The organism is Streptomyces sp. NPDC045431 (assembly GCF_040646655.1).
In the GTDB taxonomy this organism is placed as follows: Bacteria; Actinomycetota; Actinomycetes; order Streptomycetales; family Streptomycetaceae; genus Streptomyces.
On the sequence record NZ_JBEZAQ010000010.1, the window covers coordinates 121,078 to 139,681 of the forward strand.

General features: G+C 70.3%; 19 protein-coding genes and 1 riboswitch. Of the genes, 12 read left to right on the plus strand and 7 right to left on the minus strand.

Features of this window, described 5'->3' with window-relative positions; translation table 11 throughout:
- The first annotated feature begins 79 nt into the window (after nucleotides 1-79).
- Both AB0A69_RS21435 and AB0A69_RS21440 read left to right on the plus strand, forming a co-directional pair.
- Nucleotides 80-1,156: a metallophosphoesterase gene (locus AB0A69_RS21435; protein WP_361424081.1), complete on the plus strand. Its 1,077-nt coding sequence runs from the start codon at nucleotides 80-82 to the stop codon at nucleotides 1,154-1,156.
- A 159-nt stretch (nucleotides 1,157-1,315) separates the two neighbouring features.
- Entirely contained in the window at nucleotides 1,316-2,170 is an 855-nt protein-coding gene (locus AB0A69_RS21440) for a hypothetical protein (protein ID WP_361424084.1), read from the plus strand.
- A 69-nt stretch (nucleotides 2,171-2,239) separates the two neighbouring features.
- Here the strand turns inward: AB0A69_RS21440 and thiC are convergent, their stop codons facing one another.
- The gene (gene thiC / locus AB0A69_RS21445; RefSeq protein ID WP_361424087.1) at nucleotides 2,240-4,021 is read right to left on the minus strand and encodes a phosphomethylpyrimidine synthase ThiC; all 1,782 of its coding nucleotides are present in this window, start codon (nucleotides 4,019-4,021) and stop codon (nucleotides 2,240-2,242) included.
- Nucleotides 4,015-4,149: riboswitch (TPP riboswitch) on the minus strand. (Overlaps the previous gene by 7 nt.)
- 71 nt (nucleotides 4,150-4,220) lie before the next feature.
- On the opposite strand from thiC, the gene AB0A69_RS21450 reads away from it, so the two are divergent.
- Nucleotides 4,221-5,576: a YibE/F family protein gene (locus tag AB0A69_RS21450; protein WP_361424090.1), complete on the plus strand. Its 1,356-nt coding sequence runs from the start codon at nucleotides 4,221-4,223 to the stop codon at nucleotides 5,574-5,576.
- A 30-nt stretch (nucleotides 5,577-5,606) separates the two neighbouring features.
- Here AB0A69_RS21450 and AB0A69_RS21455 read toward each other — a convergent pair whose 3' ends face one another.
- The 3 genes from AB0A69_RS21455 to AB0A69_RS21465 all read right to left on the minus strand — a co-directional run bounded on the left by AB0A69_RS21455 (nucleotide 5,607) and on the right by AB0A69_RS21465 (nucleotide 7,002).
- The gene (locus AB0A69_RS21455) at nucleotides 5,607-6,041 is read right to left on the minus strand and encodes an SsgA family sporulation/cell division regulator (protein WP_361424341.1); all 435 of its coding nucleotides are present in this window, start codon (nucleotides 6,039-6,041) and stop codon (nucleotides 5,607-5,609) included.
- Between the two features lie 290 nt (nucleotides 6,042-6,331).
- Complete coding sequence (locus tag AB0A69_RS21460; protein WP_361424093.1) at nucleotides 6,332-6,559, minus strand: DUF5326 family protein; 228 nt, start codon at nucleotides 6,557-6,559, stop codon at nucleotides 6,332-6,334.
- A 125-nt stretch (nucleotides 6,560-6,684) separates the two neighbouring features.
- On the minus strand, nucleotides 6,685-7,002 hold the full coding sequence (locus tag AB0A69_RS21465; RefSeq protein ID WP_361424096.1) for a cupin domain-containing protein: 318 nt from the start codon (nucleotides 7,000-7,002) through the stop codon (nucleotides 6,685-6,687).
- 53 nt (nucleotides 7,003-7,055) lie between these two features.
- Between AB0A69_RS21465 and AB0A69_RS21470 the strand changes: the two genes are divergently transcribed.
- The 4 genes from AB0A69_RS21470 to AB0A69_RS21485 all read left to right on the plus strand — a co-directional run bounded on the left by AB0A69_RS21470 (nucleotide 7,056) and on the right by AB0A69_RS21485 (nucleotide 10,230).
- Nucleotides 7,056-7,436 (plus strand): phage holin family protein, encoded by a 381-nt coding sequence (locus AB0A69_RS21470; RefSeq protein ID WP_361424099.1) that lies wholly within the window; start codon nucleotides 7,056-7,058, stop codon nucleotides 7,434-7,436.
- Entirely contained in the window at nucleotides 7,436-8,584 is a 1,149-nt protein-coding gene (locus AB0A69_RS21475; protein WP_361424102.1) for a cystathionine gamma-lyase, read from the plus strand. The genes AB0A69_RS21470 and AB0A69_RS21475 overlap by 1 nt, the downstream gene beginning before the upstream one ends.
- A gap of 227 nt (nucleotides 8,585-8,811) precedes the next feature.
- Nucleotides 8,812-9,708, plus strand: coding sequence for a LysR family transcriptional regulator (locus AB0A69_RS21480; protein ID WP_361424105.1), 897 nt, complete (start codon nucleotides 8,812-8,814; stop codon nucleotides 9,706-9,708).
- Between the two features lie 42 nt (nucleotides 9,709-9,750).
- Nucleotides 9,751-10,230, plus strand: coding sequence for an NUDIX hydrolase (locus AB0A69_RS21485; protein WP_361424108.1), 480 nt, complete (start codon nucleotides 9,751-9,753; stop codon nucleotides 10,228-10,230).
- Between the two features lie 15 nt (nucleotides 10,231-10,245).
- Here the strand turns inward: AB0A69_RS21485 and AB0A69_RS21490 are convergent, their stop codons facing one another.
- Together AB0A69_RS21490 and AB0A69_RS21495 are read right to left on the minus strand one after the other, a co-directional pair.
- Entirely contained in the window at nucleotides 10,246-11,793 is a 1,548-nt protein-coding gene (locus tag AB0A69_RS21490) for a globin domain-containing protein (RefSeq protein ID WP_361424112.1), read from the minus strand.
- A gap of 484 nt (nucleotides 11,794-12,277) precedes the next feature.
- Nucleotides 12,278-13,492, minus strand: a complete 1,215-nt coding sequence (locus tag AB0A69_RS21495) for an MFS transporter (protein WP_361424115.1) — start codon at nucleotides 13,490-13,492, stop codon at nucleotides 12,278-12,280.
- A 141-nt stretch (nucleotides 13,493-13,633) separates the two neighbouring features.
- On the opposite strand from AB0A69_RS21495, the gene AB0A69_RS21500 reads away from it, so the two are divergent.
- Nucleotides 13,634-14,101, plus strand: a complete 468-nt coding sequence (locus AB0A69_RS21500) for a MarR family transcriptional regulator (RefSeq protein ID WP_361424118.1) — start codon at nucleotides 13,634-13,636, stop codon at nucleotides 14,099-14,101.
- 10 nt (nucleotides 14,102-14,111) lie between these two features.
- A complete protein-coding gene (locus tag AB0A69_RS21505; RefSeq protein ID WP_361424121.1) occupies nucleotides 14,112-14,564 on the plus strand; it encodes a GNAT family N-acetyltransferase in 453 nt (150 codons plus the stop codon).
- Between the two features lie 42 nt (nucleotides 14,565-14,606).
- On the opposite strand, the gene AB0A69_RS21510 is transcribed toward AB0A69_RS21505, so the two are convergent.
- On the minus strand, nucleotides 14,607-15,983 hold the full coding sequence (locus AB0A69_RS21510; RefSeq protein ID WP_361424124.1) for a serine hydrolase domain-containing protein: 1,377 nt from the start codon (nucleotides 15,981-15,983) through the stop codon (nucleotides 14,607-14,609).
- 159 nt (nucleotides 15,984-16,142) lie between these two features.
- Here AB0A69_RS21510 and AB0A69_RS21515 point away from each other — a divergent pair, with 159 nt between their 5' ends.
- From AB0A69_RS21515 to AB0A69_RS21525, 3 genes are all read left to right on the plus strand, one after another.
- Complete coding sequence (locus AB0A69_RS21515) at nucleotides 16,143-16,814, plus strand: HEAT repeat domain-containing protein (protein ID WP_361424127.1); 672 nt, start codon at nucleotides 16,143-16,145, stop codon at nucleotides 16,812-16,814.
- A gap of 3 nt (nucleotides 16,815-16,817) precedes the next feature.
- The gene (locus AB0A69_RS21520; RefSeq protein ID WP_361424130.1) at nucleotides 16,818-17,822 is read left to right on the plus strand and encodes a MerR family transcriptional regulator; all 1,005 of its coding nucleotides are present in this window, start codon (nucleotides 16,818-16,820) and stop codon (nucleotides 17,820-17,822) included.
- Nucleotides 17,823-18,114: 292 nt separating this feature from the next.
- Nucleotides 18,115-18,555 carry a pyridoxamine 5'-phosphate oxidase family protein gene (locus AB0A69_RS21525; RefSeq protein ID WP_361424133.1) on the plus strand — a complete coding sequence of 147 codons (441 nt, stop codon included), beginning with the start codon at nucleotides 18,115-18,117 and terminating at the stop codon, nucleotides 18,553-18,555.
- Nucleotides 18,556-18,604: the final 49 nt, after the last annotated feature.

Genomic DNA, 18,604 nt, shown 5'->3' on the forward strand with positions numbered 1-18,604 from the left:
TGGGCGGACGACACCGCGGGCCGCCCCGACCAGGCCGGTCTGCCAGGTGTAGGGCGTCGCGACGGTGGTGGAGGGGTCGATGACTCAGGGGGCCGGTCAAGGACCCGTGGTGCGGACGGCGACGTTGCGTGACTTCCGCGTACCGCCGTACGCGCAGGTTCCGGTGCAGGGTCACGCCGGGCACCCCGGCAACGCGTTCCCGGAGGGGGAGTTCCCCGAGGGGTACACGCCCACCGAGCGCGACCTCCCGGTGATCAACAGAGGCGACACCGTGCAGGTCGCCACCGCCCCGCCGCCGGCTCCGGCACCCCTCACCGAGCCCGCCCCCGTACCGGGCCCCGGCCCGCTCTACGTGGTCGGGGACGTCCACGGGTACCTCGAGGAGCTGGTCGCCGCCCTGCGCGAGCAGGGCCTCATCGACGCCGACGGTCACTGGGCCGCGGGCAACGCCCGCCTCTGGTTCCTCGGCGACTTCACCGACCGGGGCCCCGACGGGATCGGCGTCATCGACCTCGTCATGCGGCTCTCCGCCGAGGCCGCGGCGGCCGGCGGCTACTGCAAGGCCCTGATGGGCAACCACGAGCTGCTGCTGATCGGCGCCAAGCGGTTCGGTGACACCCCGGTCAACTCCGGCGCGGGCACCGCCACCTTCCAGGCCGCCTGGCTCCTCAACGGCGGACAGAAGAGCGACATGGACCGGCTCCAGGACGTCCACCTGCAGTGGATGTCCCGGCTGGACGCGATCGTCGAGGAGGACGGCCATCTGCTGCTGCACTCCGACACCACCGCCTACCTGGAGTACGGCTCCACCATCGAGGACGTCAACGACACCGTCCACGAGATCCTCACCCGCAACGACGCGGACGAGTGCTGGGACCTGTTCCGCAAACTCACCAAGCGCTTCGCCTTCCGTGACGAGGGCGGCCACCTGGCCGTAGGCGAGTTGCTGGCGGCCTACGGTGGACAACGCATCGTGCACGGCCACAGCCCGATCCCGTACCTGCTCGGCGAAGTGGGCTCCGAGGACGGCGAGGACGGCGGCGGCCCGTCCGTCGAAGGGCCGCACGTGTACGCGGACGGGCTCGCGATCGCCATGGACGGCGGTGTGACCATGGCCGGAAAGCTGCTGGTCGTGCAACTCCCCTTGTACAACTGAGCCCTGCCTCGTCGCGAGCCGGTCAGGCGATTTCCGGAATTCCCCTGTCACCTCCTGCCATAACCGCTCTACCATCGGGCTATCCGTAGCAGGCTCTCCTCCGTTTCCGCCCACCTGCCCGTTCTACGCGGGCAAACCGGCCCTACGGAGCATCGGGGGATGCACATGAACAGCGCTCCGCACCTGCTGACCGAGGACCGCTCCGAGTACGAGCGCCTCCTCGACGAGGCACTGCGCAACGCGCAGGAACGTCCGGAACTCGCCGCGATCGGGCAGCGGCTCAACGCCGAACAGCTGCGCACCATGGCCCTGAACGCGACGGCGCTCATCACCGGGGCCGCCGCCGCCGAGTACGACCACTTCGTGAAGGTGCGCGAGGAGTCGCGCAAGCCCACGCGCCTGTCCGCCCTCGACTCCGTGCTGTCCGGCTCCGACGACGGGACGGTGAGCGGCCCGGGCGCCGGTCTCGGCGTCGTCGTCACCGTGCTCGCGCCGGTGCTCGCCGGCACCGCCGCGCTCATCTTCCTGCTCGTCGGCTATCTGCTCATGGCCCTCGATCCGGCGCCGTCCTTCGCGAAGCCGCTGCTCACCGCCGGGTGGTTCTTCGCCGGCGTGACGGCTCTGAGCATCCTGGCCGCCGCCATCGGCCTGCTCATCGCCGCCCTGCGCAACAGCTCGACGCAGGTGCCCGCCCAGGAGCCCGGCGGTGAACTGCCGGATGAGATAGCGCGGGCACGCGAGGCCTGGCGGCATGCGCTGCTGGAGCGGGGCATCGTCCCGTTCCTGCGCGACGCCCTGGCCGACCCGGGCGCCGATCCGGACTCGAGCACCCCGCCGCGCCCGCTCGGGCGGATGCCGAAGGTCGGTTACAGCGGCCCGGACTTCTCCAGCCCGAGCGAGGGCGGTTCGGCGTCGCGGCCGGCCTTCACCAGCCCGGACTTCACCAGCCCCGACTTCGCCGGTCCGGAGTTCGGGAGCCGGGACTTCGGCGGCCCCGAGCACCGGTCGGAATGACCGGTGCTTCGGGGCGCGTGTTTCACGTGAAACATCCGTTCGGCACCGCGAGAGCGGATGGCCGCCGGGTCAGTCCGCCAGCGGCAGGTAGACCCGGTTTCCGGCAGCGGCGAACTCCGCGGACTTCTCCGCCATCCCGGCCTCGATCTCGTCCTGCTTGAGATCGCCGCCGTGCTCCCGCCGGATGTCCTGCGAGATCTTCATCGAGCAGAACTTCGGACCGCACATGGAGCAGAAGTGCGCCGTCTTCGCCGGCTCCGCGGGCAGCGTCTCGTCGTGGAACTCCCGCGCGGTGTCCGGGTCGAGAGCCAGGTTGAACTGGTCCTCCCACCGGAACTCGAACCGCGCGTCCGACAGCGCGTCGTCCCACTCCTGCGCGCCCGGGTGCCCCTTGGCCAGGTCCGCCGCGTGCGCAGCGATCTTGTACGTGATGACACCGGTCTTCACGTCGTCCCGGTTCGGCAGGCCGAGGTGCTCCTTCGGCGTGACGTAGCAGAGCATCGCGGTGCCCCACCAGGCGATCATCGCCGCGCCGATACCGGAGGTGATGTGGTCGTAGGCCGGGGCCACATCCGTGGTGAGCGGGCCGAGCGTGTAGAACGGCGCCTCCTCGCAGATCTCCTGCTGGAGGTCGATGTTCTCCTTGATCTTGTGCATCGGGACGTGACCCGGGCCCTCGATCATCGTCTGCACGTTGTGCCGCTTGGCGATCTGGTTCAGCTCGCCGAGCGTACGCAGCTCCGCGAACTGCGCCTCGTCGTTGGCGTCCGCGATCGAGCCGGGCCGCAGACCGTCACCGAGCGAGAACGTCACGTCGTACGCGGCGAGGATCTCGCAGAGCTCCTCGAAGTTCTCGTACAGGAACGACTCCTTGTGGTGCGCCAGGCACCACGCGGCCATGATGGAGCCGCCGCGGGAGACGATGCCGGTCTTGCGGCGCGCCGTCAGCGGCACGTAGCGCAGGAGCACACCGGCGTGGACCGTCATGTAGTCGACGCCCTGCTCGGCCTGCTCGATGACCGTGTCCTTGTAGATCTCCCAGGTGAGCTCCTCGGCCCTGCCGTCGACCTTCTCCAGCGCCTGGTAGAGCGGCACGGTGCCGATCGGCACGGGCGAGTTGCGCAGCACCCACTCGCGGGTGGTGTGGATGTTCCGGCCGGTGGAAAGGTCCATGACCGTGTCGGCGCCCCAGCGGGTGGCCCAGGTCATCTTCTCCACCTCCTCCTCGATGGACGAGGTGACCGCGGAGTTGCCGATGTTGGCGTTGACCTTCACCAGGAACCGCTTGCCGATGATCATCGGCTCGATCTCCGGGTGGTTGACGTTCGCCGGCAGCACCGCGCGGCCCGCCGCGATCTCCTCGCGGACGACCTCCGGGGAGACGTTCTCGCGCAGCGCGACGTACTCCATCTCCGGCGTGATCTCGCCGCGGCGGGCGTACGCCAGCTGCGTCACCGCCTGTCCGTCCCGGCCCCGGCGGGGCTGGCGCGGACGGCCCGGGAAGACGGCGTCGAGGTTGCGCAGCCCGCCGCGCGGCGAGGTGTGCTTGATCCCGTCGTCCTCGGGGCGGACCGGGCGGCCGGCGTATTCCTCGGTGTCGCCGCGTCCGATGATCCAGTTCTCCCGCAGCGGCGGCAGGCCGCGGCGTACGTCGGTCTCGACATTCGGATCGGTGTACGGCCCTGACGTGTCGTACAGCGTCACGTCCTTGCCGTTGGTGAGGTGCACCTTGCGGACCGGCACACGGAGGTCGGGGCGCGAGCCCTCGAGGTACCCCTTGTGCCATCCGATGGACTTCCCGGCCTCGTCGTTCTGGTTCGAGGCAGGCGTGCGTGCGTCCTGAACGGTCATCGTGACCTACTCCCTACGCCGGCATTACCCGGTAACAGGTTCGGCGGTCGACGCAGCGGTTCCCGTACGTCTCGTACGGAGATCAGCGCCCTCTCAGCCCGGTGCTCCGAGCTCCCGCGTGTGCAAAGGTGTCACCACGCTAGCGTCCTTGCGGCCGCGCTGAACAGAGGGGGCCCCACGTTCTTGCGATGATCGGTCCGTGACTTCCTCGCACGAGACTCCCGAGCCGGACCGGCACACACTCGGTCATGCGCACGGCCATGCGCACAGCCACGGCCCCGCCGCGCCGGTCTCCCGGCATCTGCGCAAGGTCATCGCGGCCGTACTGATTCCCTTCGCCACGGCGGTCGTCGTCGGACTGGCCATCCTGTGGCCGGGCGGCGCCCCGGCGCACGAGCGCACCGGCGTGGGCTTCGACCGGCAGACCGAGCAGGGCACGGTCGTCCGCGTCGAGCGGGTGGACTGCAAGGACGTGAACGCCGCCCAGGTTCCGCCGACCGGCGACACGACGACGCCCCAGGGGCGCGAGGCGGTCAACGCGCAGCAGGGCAAGTGCGCGAAGGCGACGGTCGAGGTCACCACGGGCAAGGACAAGGGCCGCAGGTTCGTGGAGGTGGTCCAGCCGGACTCGCCCCGCCAACTCGACGAAGGCCAGGGCGTCGTGGTGGCGTTCGCGCCCGACGCACCCCGCGATCTGCAGTACTCCGTCACGGACGTGGACCGCAGGATCCCGGTGGCGCTCCTCGCCGGTGTCTTCGCGCTGGCGGTGGTGGCCGTCGGCCGGATGCGCGGCCTGATGGCGCTGACCGCCCTCGCCCTGAGCTTCCTCGTCCTGACGCTCTTCATCCTCCCGGCGATCCTGCAGGGGTCCAACCCGCTGGTCGTGGCGGTGGTGGGGTCGAGCGCGATCATGCTGATGGCGCTCTACCTGTGCCATGGCCTGACCGCCCGCACATCGGTGGCGGTGCTGGGCACGCTCATCTCGCTGCTGCTGATCGGCCTGCTCGGCTCCGCGTTCATCGGCTGGGCGTCGCTCACCGGCAACACCGACGACTACACCGGCCTGATCCACGGGCTCTACCCGAACATCGACATGTCCGGTCTGCTGCTGGCCGGCGTGATCATCGGCTCGCTCGGCGTGCTGGACGATGTGACGGTGACCCAGACGTCGGCCGTGTGGGAACTGCACCAGGCCGACCCGAAGATGGGCCCACGGGCGCTGTACCGGGCCGGCATCCGCATCGGCCGCGACCACATCGCCTCGGTGGTCAACACGCTGGTGCTGGCCTACGCGGGCGCGGCCCTCCCGCTGCTGCTGCTCTTCTCCATCGCGGAGAGCAGCGTGGGGACGGTCGCCAACAGCGAGATCGTGGCCCAGGAGATCGTACGGACGCTGGTCGGCTCGATCGGGCTGGTCGCCTCGGTACCGGTCACCACCGCGCTGGCCGCACTCGTCGTCTCCGCCGACCGCCCGGGCGCCACCGGAGTGCCCGGTCCCGCCGCCGCGACGGCGACGGCGGGACGGGGCGGCCGGGGCCGGCGGCGCAAGAGGTGACGGGTTCGGGGAGGTGGCCGGTCCGGAGGGTCAGCCGGCGTTCTCCTCGGCGAGGATCCGGCCGAGCGCATCCTCCAAGTCCTGCTCGAAATCACCGAGCGTGAGCTCCTGGCCCAGCGGCACCAGCTTGTCGGTGCGGTCCAGGAACGCCACCAACGGCGGCGCGCTCGCCCGGAACAGCGCCCGGTCGGCGCCGACCTGCAGGCGGATGCTGACGTCCGACAGGTCCTCCGGCCCGGTCGGCGCGATGTGCACATCGCCCTCGCCGCTCGGCGCGTTGATCCCGTCCAGCAGCAGTTCCCGGCCGAACGTCCAGGTCACCGGCGCGTCTCCGGGCAGGTGGAAGGTCATCCGGACCGCGAAGGGATCCTTTGTCTCGTAGCCGAGCTCGACCGGAATCCTGAAGCAGAGCTCCTCGGAAACGATGAAACTCATCAGGACCTCGGCCTGAACGGACTCGCGCATCATGTACCCCGCAGTGGATGAAGCAGTGGTGAACAACGCCCTCTTGGTTTAATCGTCATCGTCCGGGAGGGACTGGAGGATCACAAGGAGTGAGTTTTCAGGTACTGCGGGCGACTCGATCTTGCTGCGACGATTCTGCACAGCCGCGCCGCGTCGCCGAGGAAGGAAGGCTGCCACTCTAGTGGCAGCCTTCTGCGGGGGTGAGGTTTCGCGGGGACCGTTCCCCCGCCCGGGCTAACGCCCGTTCTGGTGGCCGGAAACGTGAAGGGGCGAAGGGCAGACCGCCGCCGTCACCAGTCGTCGCGGGACGACGAGGACGACGAGGACGACGTGAACTTCCGTACGACGTAGATCAGTCCGCCGACGAGCGCGACGAAGACCAGCACCTTGAACAGCAGCCCGACCAGCATCATGACCGCGCTCGTGATCAGACCACCGAAGACCAGCACCGCGATGAGGGGTATGGCAACCCACTTCACCCACCACGGCAGCCCCGCCAGAAGCTCCTTCACCGCCATCGTCCCTGCCTCGTCTCTCTGCGCCGCCGGATCTGTGGACCTTGACGTCTTCGATGCTAGGCGCGCGCGGGCGGCCGGCGGGGACTCCGCACCCCTCGCTCTTCCCTGATCCTTCCCCTAGGGAGTCAGCTCTCGGGGGGAGAGAACACCACCAGGACCCGCAGGTCCTCGGTGATGTGGTGGAACTTGTGCGCCACGCCGGCCGGGACGTACACCACGCTGCCCCGCCCCACCTGTGTCGTCTCCAGCCCCACCGTGATCGACGCCCGGCCGCTGACGATGACGTACACCTCGTCCTCGTTGTGCGGCTTCTGCGGGTCGAGTTCGCCGGCGTCGAGCGCGTACAGGCCGACCGACATGTTCCGCTCGCGCAGGAACTGCAGATACGCGCCGTCGTTGGCGGCGCGTTCCGCCTCCAGCTCGTCCAGTCGGAATGCCTTCATCGCCGTGTCCCGCCCCTGCGCTCGCTCCGGTCCTGTCTGCCACGATCAGACACATGATGAATTTCGTAGTCAAGACGATCGCGAACGCGGCCGCCCTGGCGGTGGCGATCTGGCTGCTCCAGGACATCACGCTCACCGGTGACAGCACGGGCAAAAAGGCGCTGACGCTGGTCCTGGTCGCCCTGGTCTTCGGCGTGGTGAACTTCCTCGTCAAGCCGGTGGTGAAGCTGCTCACCCTGCCGCTGTTCATCCTGACGCTCGGCCTGTTCACGCTGGTCGTGAACGCGCTGATGCTGCTGCTCACGTCCTGGCTCGCCGACGAGCTCGACCTGAGCTTCCACGTCGAGGGCTTCTGGACCGCCGTCCTGGGCGGCCTGATCATCTCGATCGTGTCGTGGGCCCTCAACGTCATCCTTCCCGACGGCAGGGACTGATGGACGACACCCGCCATGGAGAGGGCACCAGAGCGGTACGGGCCGGGCTGCCCGAGCCGCGCAAGTACGAGCCCACCCTGCCCGGTCCGGTGTTCGCCGCCCACTACCACCTCCCGGGCGAGCCGACCGGCCCGTACACGTACGGGCGGGACGAGAACCCGACCTGGACACGGCTGGAGCAGGCCATCGGGGAACTCGAGGCGCCCGAGGAACCGGACGGCGTCGAGACCGTGACCTTCGCCTCCGGCATGGCGGCCATCTCGGCGGTGTTGTTCTCGCAGCTCAAGGCCGGGGACGCGGTCGTCCTGCCGGCCGACGGCTACCAGGCGCTGCCCCTGGTGCGCGAGCAGCTGGAGGCGTACGGGATCGAGGTGCGCACCGCACCGACCGGCGGCGACGGGCAGCTGACCGTCCTGGAGGGCGCGCGGCTGCTGTGGATCGAGACGCCGTCCAACCCGGGCCTGGACGTGTGCGACGTCCGGCGGCTGGTACGAGCGGCGCACGCCGGGGGCGCGCTCGTCGCGGTCGACAACACCCTCGCCACCCCGCTCGGACAGCGCCCGCTGGAGCTCGGCGCGGACTTCTCCGTGGCCAGCGACACCAAGGGCATGACCGGCCACGGCGACATCCTGCTCGGCCACGTCACCTGCCGCGACGCACGGCTGGCCGCCTCGGTACGACGCTGGCGCAAGATCGTCGGAGCGATTCCGGGCCCCATGGAGGCCTGGCTCGCGCACCGTTCCCTGGCCACGCTGGCGCTGCGCGTCGACCGCCAGTGCGCGAACGCGCTGGCACTCGCCGAGGCCCTGGACGGCCGCGACGACGTCACCGGACTGCGCTACCCCGGGCTGCCGGGAGACCCGTCCCATACGGTGGCCGCGGGTCAGATGAGGCGCTTCGGGTCGGTCGTCTCCTTCGTCCTGCCCGACCGGGCGTGGGCCGAGCGCTTCCTCGACGCGCTGCGGCTCGTGGACGACGCCACCAGCTTCGGTGGCGTGCGCTCCACGGCGGAGCGCCGCGCGCGATGGGGCGGGGACGCGGTGCCGGAGGGCTTCGTCCGCTTCTCCGTCGGCGCCGAGGACACCCGCGACCTGGTGGCGGACGTGCTGCGGGCGCTGGACGAGGCGGCGTCGGCTCAGCCGGGATGACCGGGGACGGTACGCGGACAGGGCGGTCCGAGCCTCCCCCCTCGTGGCTCGGACCGCCCCGCTTGACGCGCGGAGACTCCGCGTGAACAAGGCTAGTTGACTCAGCGTCAGTGTCCAATCACAGTAGCGACAGCGACCTATCGACTTATTTATAGTTGGACGGTCCTGAGGAGCCGTCAGGCAAGCGCTGTCCTGCCGACGCGACGGGAAGGTGGGAGGGGTCGGGCATGGACCTTGCCCTGCTGCGCACGTTCGTCGCGGTGCACCGGGCCGGCTCCTTCACCCGCGCCGCCGCCCTGCTGGGCCTCTCCCAGCCCGCCGTGACGAGCCAGATCCGCACCCTGGAGCGGCAGCTGGGGCGTCCACTGTTCCTGCGCCAGGCTCGCGGCGTCACGCCCACCACCATCGGCGACGAGCTCGCCCACCGGGCGGCCCCGCACCTGGACGCACTGGTCGAGATCGTGGAGACGGGACTCGACGAACAGACCGGCGTCCGCACGCTCCACCTCGCCGGGCCGCCGGAGTTCACCGCCGTACGCGCCCTGCCCGCCCTCACGCCACTGATCTCGCAAGGGCTCACACTGCGGACGTCCCTGGCCGGGGCCACGGAGGAGCTCCTGGAAGGGCTGGCCGCCGGGCACCACGACCTCGCCCTCACCACGGCCCGGCCCCGCGGCGGCCTGCTCACCGCCACCCCGCTCTGCGACGAGGAGCACGTACTGGTCGCCTCCCCGCGCTGGGCCGCCCGGCTCGGGCCCGGCGTCCTGCTCCGCAAAGGCGCGGTCGTCCTGGAGCAGCTGCCCGTGGTCGAGGTCCACGAATCGCTCCCGTTCGTCACCCGCTACTGGGCCGCGGTCTTCGACTCCAAGCCGGCCGCCGCGGCCACCGTCATCGCCCCGGACCTTCGCGCCGTCCTGGAGTCGGCCGCCTCGGGCGCGGGACTCGCCGTACTGCCCCGCTATCTGTGCGAGGACGACCTGGAGCGGGGCCGGCTGGTGGCGCTGCTCGACCCGCCCGTGCCACCGCTGCGTACGTACTTCCTCGTCGTGCGCACCGGCACGCTGGGCCTGCCGTACATCGCGCGGGCGCACGAGTCGCTGCTGCGGGCCGCCGCCGACTGGTGACGAAGGAGTTTCAGGAGGGGCGATGCGGGCCATTTTGAAGCCATGACCGAACGTCCAGTGGTCAAGCGCACCGCACGCGCCATCCTCCTCGACGGCGACGACCTGATCCTGATCAAGCGTACGAAGCCCGGTATGGATCCGTACTGGCTGACGCCGGGCGGCGGAGTCGAGCCGGATGACGCCACGGTCGTCGACGCGCTGCACCGGGAGGTCCACGAGGAGCTCGGCGCCAAGATCACCGATGTGGTGCCCTGCTTCGTCGACACCGTCGAGCACATCGTCGACGGCGGTGTCTCGGGTGTGAAGGTGCAGCACTTCTTCGTCTGCCGGCTGGAGTCCATGGACCCGGCCCAGCGGCACGGCCCCGAGGTGGACGAGCCACAGGGCGAGTACGAGGTCGTGCGGGTGCCCTTCAGCCGCGTCGGTATCGCCGCCGTCAACCTCGTACCGCTGTCGCTGCGGCACTACCTGGACGGCAACATCGAGGGCGTGCGCGCGATGCACGCCCCCGACCTGGGGTAACCGGGCCGCCGTCGATCAGCCCGCCGCGGCGACCAGCTCCTCGAGCGAGTCGTGCCGGATGCGCTCGTACGGCATGCCGACGCCCCGCAGCGCGTCGACGCCGCTGCGGATCATGCCGGGCGGACCGGAGAGGTACGCGTCGTACTCGTTCCACGGCCCGTACTCGCGCACCATGTCGGGCAGCTGCGTCTTGCCGTCGATGACGGCTCGTACCTCCAGCCACGGGTGCGACTGCTGGAGCCGCAGCATCGTGTCGATCTCGTACAGGTCGTGGTCGGAGCGTGCGCCGTAGAAGACCTCGACGGGGCGTCGCGCACCGTGCTCGGCGACGTCCTCGACCAGCGCCTTGATGGGCGCGATGCCGGTGCCGCCGCCCACGCAGAGCAGGCCGCTGTCGGTGGTGTGGTCGACGGTCATCGAGCCGGCGGGCGGGCCCAGGCGCAGGACGTCGCCGGGTCGGGCGTGCTGGACCAGCGCGTTGGACACCCAGCCGGCGGGGACGGCTTTGACGTGGAAGGTGAGCAGGCCGTCCGGGCGCGGCGCGGAGGCGAACGAGTAGTTCCGCCAGATCCGCGGCCACCACGGCGTCTCGACGCTCGTGTACTGCCCGGCGAGGAAGGGGTACGGCTGGTCGGGACGGACCGTGATGACCGCGATGTCCGGCGTTCTCAGATCGTGCGAGACCACCTCGGCGTGCCACCAGGCGGGGGCGTGCTTCTCGTTCTCGGCGGCGGCGTCGATCATGATCTGGGAGATGGTGGTGTACGTACGGACCCAGGCGGCCTCGGTCTCGTCGTCCCAGGTCGTCGTCGCGTACCGGCTCAGCGCGCCGAGGAGGGCCTCGCCGACGGCCGGGTAGTGCGACGCCTCGGTGCCGTACTTGCGGTGGCCGCGGCCCAGATGCTGGAGGTACCCGGTGAGGACGGCGGGGTCGTCCATGTGCTCGGCGGCGGTCAGCAGCGCCTTGAGGAGCCGGTCGCGCTGGGCGTCCATGGCGGCGGGGAAGAGGGACCGCAGCTCGGGGTGGCGGGTGAAGAGCAGGGCGTAGAAGTACGAGGTGACCTTGTCGGCCACGGGGGCCACCTCGGCGAGCGTGCGCCGTACGCGTCGGGCGTCGGGAGAGCCGGTCTCCGGGGCTTCGGGCCGGGGAGCTTCGGACCGGGCGCCCTCGGACGCCTGGGAACTGGTCTGGGGCGCTGCGGCGGGTGCTGTGGTGGGTGCCGCCGCGGCCGCGGCGGACTCCGGCGCCGCGTGGTCCTCGGCGGCGGGGTGCTCGGCGGCACGGCCCTGACCCGGCCAGTCCCCGGGAGCGGCGGGCTCGTCGGCCGGGTGCCCGGCGGGCGGGGGTGTGCGGGTCGCGTTGTCGCGCACCATCCGTATCGACGTCAGAGGGCGGCGGGGGGCGCCTATTCGCTCCTGGGGCGCCCCCTCCTCCCGTCCCGGCTCGGCGTCGGAAGGGGCCGGGGCGACCGTGACGGGTTTGCGCGGCGTGAACCAGCCGCTGCCCCCGCCGCTGTCACCGGAAGTGGCGTTGTCGGCCGACGTGGTGGTCGGAGCGTCCATAGAGTGCCTCGCCTCGAACATCTTTCGGTCGGTGTCCGGACTTCCATGGGCCCGGAACGTGGCTCACATACCCGCTCTGCCCATGTCATCTCATCGCTGCCCGCCGCCACAGTAGCCTCGGCGCGCTGCGGGCCTGGATGAGCGTCATCCTTTGTGACGTTGACCGCAGCTGGTTTGTCGCAGCATGGCACCAGTCACCGGTTCGCCGGAGTGAGTGTGGAAAGCCCGGATTTTCGCACCCGCTTCCCGTTAGGCTCCTTTGCCTCCATGTCCTGCCGACCGAATCTCCGCGTCGGACATGGAATCACCGAATGCAACACACTCGTCCAGCTCCACCTCCAACTCTGCACAGAGCTGGTGCCTGATCTTCACGTCTACGAGGGGCACGGACGATGTTTCACGTGAAACCACCCACACGCACGTCCTCCCGGCCCGGGTAGCGCCCGGGCCGGGAGGACGGAGGCGAAGGAAGCCGCCCGACGTCTCACACGGCCGCCGTCTTGGTGGCCGGCTCCTGGGTCGTCGCACCGGCGACGACCCGGCTTGTGCGGCGGCCGGCCCGGCGCTCCAGGGCGCTGGACAGGACGGCCAGAGCGAGCGCGGAGGCGGCGAGCACGGCGCCGACCCAGTTCGGAGCGGTGAAGCCGAAGCCGGCCGCGATCACGATGCCGCCGAGCCAGGCGGAAAGCGCGTTGCCGAGGTTGAAGGCGCCGATGTTGACGGCGGAGGCGAGGGTGGGCGCGCCGGAGGCCTGGTCCAAGACCCTCTTCTGCAGCGGCGGTACGGTCGCGAAGCCGAGGGCGCCGATCAGGAAGATCGTGACCGCGGCAGCGATCTGCTGGTGTGCGGTCACCGTGAAGAGGGCGAGCACCAGGGCGAGGGCGCCCAGCGACCCGTACAGCAGCGGCATGAGCGCCCGGTCGGCCAGCCTGCCGCCGATCAGGTTGCCGCCGACCATGCCGAGGCCCAACAGGACGAGCAGCCAGGTGACGGAGGACTCCGCGAAACCGGCCGCCTCGGTCATCATCGGCGTGATGTAGGTGATCGCGGCGAAGACGCCACCGAAGCCGAGCACGGTCATCGCCATGGCGAGCAGCACCTGCACGTTGCGGAACGCCGCGAGCTCATGGCGCAGCCGTACGCCTTCGGGCCTGGGCTGTTCGGGCACCAGCTTGGCGACGCCCAGCAGGCCGAGCACGCCGAGGGCCGCGACGACGAAGAAGGTCGCCCGCCAGCCGACGGTCTGACCGATGAACGTGCCGGCCGGTACGCCGACGACATTGGCCACGGTCAGACCGGTGAACATCATCGCGATTGCGCCGGCCTTCTTCTCCGGGGCGACCAGGTCGGCCGCGACGACCGAGCCGATGCCGAAGAAGGCGCCGTGGGCGAGCGAGGCGACGACCCGGCCGAGGAGCATCAGGCCGAAGGCGGGCGCGATGGCGGACAGGAGATTGCCGACGATGAACAGCCCCATGAGCAGCATCAGCATGCGTTTGCGGGAGACCCGGGTGCCCAGGACGGTCATCACCGGGGCACCGAGGACGACGCCGAGGGCGTAGCCGGTGACGAGGTAACCGGCTGTAGGGATCGACACTCCGTAGTCACCGGCGACCTGGGGCAGCAGTCCCATGATCACGAACTCAGTGGTTCCGATACCGAACGCCCCGATGGCCAGGGCGAGGAGCGCTAGCGGCATGGGTTCTGCCTCCAAGACGATTGCGTGTGCGCCTTACAAGCGTTGACAATAATTGCAAACGCCGGTTAATTGCAAGCGCGGGCTATTGCAGAAGTCGTCTATCCTGGTGGGCAAGCCGCTCCGGGACGGAGGAGAGACCCCATGACAGCGACAGACCCGGCCCTCACCGCCCTCTCGCAGGGCTGGTGCGCACTCTCCCTCCTGCACGGGAAGATCGAGGCCCATATCGAGCGGGCGCTCGAGGGACAGCACGGCCTGAGCGTGCGTGAGTACTCCCTGCTCGACGTCCTCAGCCGCCAGCACAACGGTCCGGGCGGCCATCTCCAGATGAAGCAGGTGGCCGACGCCGTCGTCCTGAGCCAGAGCGCGACCACCCGCCTGGTCACGCGCCTCGAGGACCGCGGCCTGCTCACGCGGTATCTGTGTGACACCGACCGGCGGGGCATCTACACGGACGTCACGCCGGCCGGCCTGGCCCTCCTCGAGAAGGCCCGGCCCACCAACGACGCCGCACTGCGCGAGGCGCTCGACGAGGCCGCGAAGAATCCAGACCTCGCCCCCCTCGTCAAGGCGGTGGAAGAGCTGCGCGCTCCCGCCACCCTCCCCTAACGTGCGGGCCATGAACGATCTTCACATCAGGCCCGCACGCTCCGCCGATCTCCCCGCGATCGTGGCGATGCTCGCCGACGACCCCCTGGGAGCCCAGCGCGAATCGCCCGACGACCTCTCCCCTTACACAGCCGCCTTCGAGCGGCTGTCCAGCGACCCCAACCAGCAGCTGGTCGTCGCCGTACGCGACGACCAGGTGGTCGGAACGCTGCAGCTGACGATCATCCCGGGGCTTACTCTGCGCGGCTCCACCCGGTCGGTCATCGAGGGAGTACGGATACACGCCGACGAGCGGGGCCATGGACTCGGCACACAGCTCATCGAATGGGCGGTCGAGGAATCACGGCGCCAGAACGTCCAACTGGTCCAGTTGACGTCCAATGCCTCGCGCACCGATGCCCACCGCTTCTACGAGCGGCTCGGCTTCACGGCATCGCACGTCGGATTCAAGATGGCCCTCTAGAGAGCCGCTCCTGTGTTTCACGTGAAACACAGGAGCGGAGCCTCACAGGCCACGCCAGCCGCCCTCGTCCACGCCACCGGGCACGGCGTCGCCGGCCTCGTACGGCTCCCGAGTGAACGCGAACGACCCCAGGTCGAGATGGCTCACCGAGCCGTCCTCCCGCCGCACCACCCGCAGCGTCTCTCCCGCGTAATAGCCGTCGAGGCCGATCCAGGTGGACTCGCTCTCCGCCAGGAAGCGCGACGCTCGCCCTTGACCCCGCAGCGGGCGCAGTTCCACTCCTCCGTCGGCCACCACCGCCAGACCGTAGGCGTACGTCCCCCAGTACCAAGGGCCGGTCAGCTCCAGCAGCGCCGGATCGACGCCGGGCAGCGGCCGCCACGGCTCGGGGATGCGCGGCTCGGCCTCCGCCACGATCCGTACGAGATCGGCGGCGACGGCGCCGGGCAACAGTCCGGAGGTGGCGTTGGCGAGCACCACGGCCGCCAGTCCGTCCGCCACGCTCACCCACAGCCCGGCGAGGAAACCCGGCAGTGAGCCGCTGTGCCCGATGAGTGTGCGGCCGTCCCTGCGGACCAGCTGTAGTCCGAGGCCGTACCCGCTGTCCCAGTCGCCGCTCTCCGGCGGCGCGGCAGGCGTACGCATCTCCCGTACCGACTCCGCGCGCAGCACACGGTCGTCGCCCTCGGCGAGAAAGACCGCAAACCGGCAGAGGTCACCGGCCGTCGACCAGAGCTGCCCGGCCGGCGCCATCAACCCGAGATCCTCCACCGGTTCCGGCAGCATGACGTCCGCCCAGGGATGCACCGCCCAGCCGCCGGCGTGCGGCGCCACGGGCTGCGTGCTCGTACGGTGCAGCCCCAACGGCTCCAGGATCTCGGTGCGCAGCGCCTCTTCCCACGGCACCCCGCGCACTGCCTCCACGAGCGATCCGAGGAGCGTGTAACCGGTGTTGGAGTAGTGGTGCCGTCGGCCCGACGGGTGCAGACGTGGGCGCTCCCCGAGCACGTCGGCGAGCTCAGGCCGCAGCGCCCCCGGCGTCCGCTCCCACCAGGGGGCGGGTGACTCGGCGGCGAGTCCTGCGGTGTGACCGAGCAGCTGAGCGATCGTCACCTCACCCACTCCCGTACCCGGCAGGTGCTTCTCCAGCGGGTCCGCCAGGTCGAGCAGCCCCTCATCCCGCAGCCTCAGCACCAGCACGGCCGTGAACGTCTTGGTGATGGAGCCCACGCGGTACTGCGTATCGGCGTCCGGCGCATGCCCGTCCACACAGCTGCGCGAGCCCGTCCACACCACCTCGCCGTCCCGGACGACGGCACCGACGAGGGAGGGCGTACGGCCCTCGGCCTGGGCGGTGGCCACCCGGTGCAGGAGGGCCCGTTCGGTGCTGGGCAGCAGAGCTTCGAAGGTTGAGGTCATGCCCCAGGTGTATCGGCCGGGGCCGCTGGGCGTCGACCGGCTTTCCGTCCCCCGGAAAATCCCTCAGCTCCCCCAGTCCTCGGAAAATCCGAGTTTCGGATCCAGCTTGACCTTGACACGGTGGCAGGCCCTTCACTGCTTGCCGAGGAGGTGGTCACGATGACGACCACACAACGGGAAGCGGACACCGTAGGAACGCTCCAGGGGTTGGAGGACGGCCGTTCGTCCACGCGGCTGCGGGCAGCTCTGGCAGTCGGCACGACGCCTGAACCGCGCTTCGTCGACAAGCTCGTCGAACGGTGCGCGATCGAGCCGGAGTTCTTCGTCCGCGACATGCTGACCTGGGCGCTGGCCCGCCACCCGGTGTCCGTGACGCTTCCCCGACTGCTCCGCGAAACCCGCTCGGAGCGGGCGCAGGCACGGAGCCAGGCGCTGCACACGCTGTCCAAGATCGGTGATCGGCGGGCATGGCCGGCGATCACCAGGACACTCCTGACCGACGCCGACGAGGAGGTGGCGCGAAGCGCCTGGCGGGCCGCGGTCGTGCTCGTGCCGGAAGGCGAAGAGGCCGCTTTGGCCACGGTACTGGCGACACAGCTCGGGCGCGGTGAACGGGAGACTCAGCTGAGCCTCAGCCGGGCGCTGGTCGCGCTGGGTGATGTGATGGTGCCGACGCTGCTTGCCGCAACGGCGGCCCCCGACCCGCGCGTGCGCGTGCACGCGCTCGCCACACAACGACTGCTGCGCGACCCGGACACCGGGTTCGAGTTCGCGATCGAGGAGGCGAAACGGGTCGTGGCTCTCGGCGGGTCCGGACAGGAGGGACTGTAGGACGTGTTGATCGGCGAGGTGGCGCGACGGTCCGGGGTCAGTGCCCGCATGCTCCGGCACTACGAGTCACTCGGTCTGGTGCGCCCTTCCGGTCGTACCGACTCGGGCTATCGGCAGTACTCGGGGGAGGACATCCAGCGGATCTTCCATATCGAGACCCTGCGGTCGCTGGGGCTGTCACTGCGGGAGATCGGGCGTGCGTTCGTCGATCCCGGCTTCACACCCTCGGCCCTCGTCGACGACCTCATCCAGCAGACGCGGGAGCGCATCGCGGCGGAGACCGAACTGCTCACGCGGCTGCGCCGGATCGATGCCGCGGACCCCGCCGGCTGGGAGGACGTCCTCCAGGTCGTCGCACTCCTCCAGGCCCTGGCGTCGAAGAGCCCCAGCGCGCGTCAGCGCGCGGCCATGTCCTCGGTCGACGAGGTTCCGCCGCCGACGGAGGCCCTGGTCGAGGCGGCACTGAACGAGACGGACCCGAACGTCGCCGGGGCCCTTCGATGGGCGCTGGCGAGATCGGGTGACCACGCCTCGGCGCTGCTGGCCCAGGGCCTCGGCTCGCCCGTGGCCGCGGTGCGGGAACGTGCCGTTCGCTCCCTCGCCGAGATGCCCGGCGGCGGAGCGACCGCGCATCTGCGGGATGCCCTCGCCCACCCCGACGTCGTGGTCCGCGGGCATGCGGCTGTGGCGCTCGGAACGCATGGGATGACCGACACGCTCCCGACGCTCATCGAGATGATCGTGGAGGGCAGAAACGACACCGACGCGGCCGATGCGCTGAGCGTGCTGGCCGGCGACGCCACGACGGCGGACCGGATCGCGACCACACTCGTCGACCACCTCGCCCGTGACACGACTGCGGCGCCCGCACGCGGACGACTGACGCAGGCGCTGGCGGGCATTCCCGGGACGAGAGCGTCACATGCCCTCGCGGAGCTGGCGCACGACGCGGACCCTTCCGTGGCGCTGACCGCCGCGTACCTTCTTCAGCTGCGCGACGCGGGCTGACTGTCGGGTCTCGTCGCGCGTGGCATAGGCAGCGCTCGCTGACCAGAGGCTCTTCCGCCGTCCCAGATCGACGGCACCAGCCCCTCAGTCTCACCAACGAGCGATCCGGTCCAGTAGGCCCGCAAGCGGAACCTTAAAAAGAGACCGAACCAAATAGTCTGCAACAAAACTATCTGCTACGGTCTTCTTTGTTGCGGCAGCCGGCCGGGTTAGGCCACACGCTGGCCGCGCAGCCGACTGACCTGCCCGCCCATCGACCCGCCTCACCCAGACCACCGAAAGGCTGACCGCCTTGACCGAGCTGACCGCCACCGGGACCACCGCCAGTACCACCCAGAACGACGGCCCGGCCCCCCGAGGGCTCAGCGCCCAGGAGCTCTCCCAGCTATTGAGCCGGCAGCAGTTCGGCGTACTCGCGAGCGTCAGGAGCACCGGCCACCCGCACCTGTCGACCGTCCTCTACGACTGGAACGCCGAGGAGCGCGTACTGCGGGTCTCCTCCACCGCCGACCGCCTCAAGGTCCGCCAGTTGCGCCGCGATCCGCACGCCTCGCTGCACGTCAGCGGCCCGGACGTCTGGTCGTTCGCCGTGGCGGAGGGAGAGGCGGAAATAGTGGACCCGGCCGACGGGGCGGCCCCCGGCGCGCAGCCGCTGCCTGACCGGCGCGTGACCATCCTGCTCCGGGTCTCGCGCCTGTACGGGACCGCCCTGGACGTCCCCGCCCAGGACTGAGGAACCCTCGCCGGAAACCTCATGTACGGGGCTGAGACTGCGCCACGAG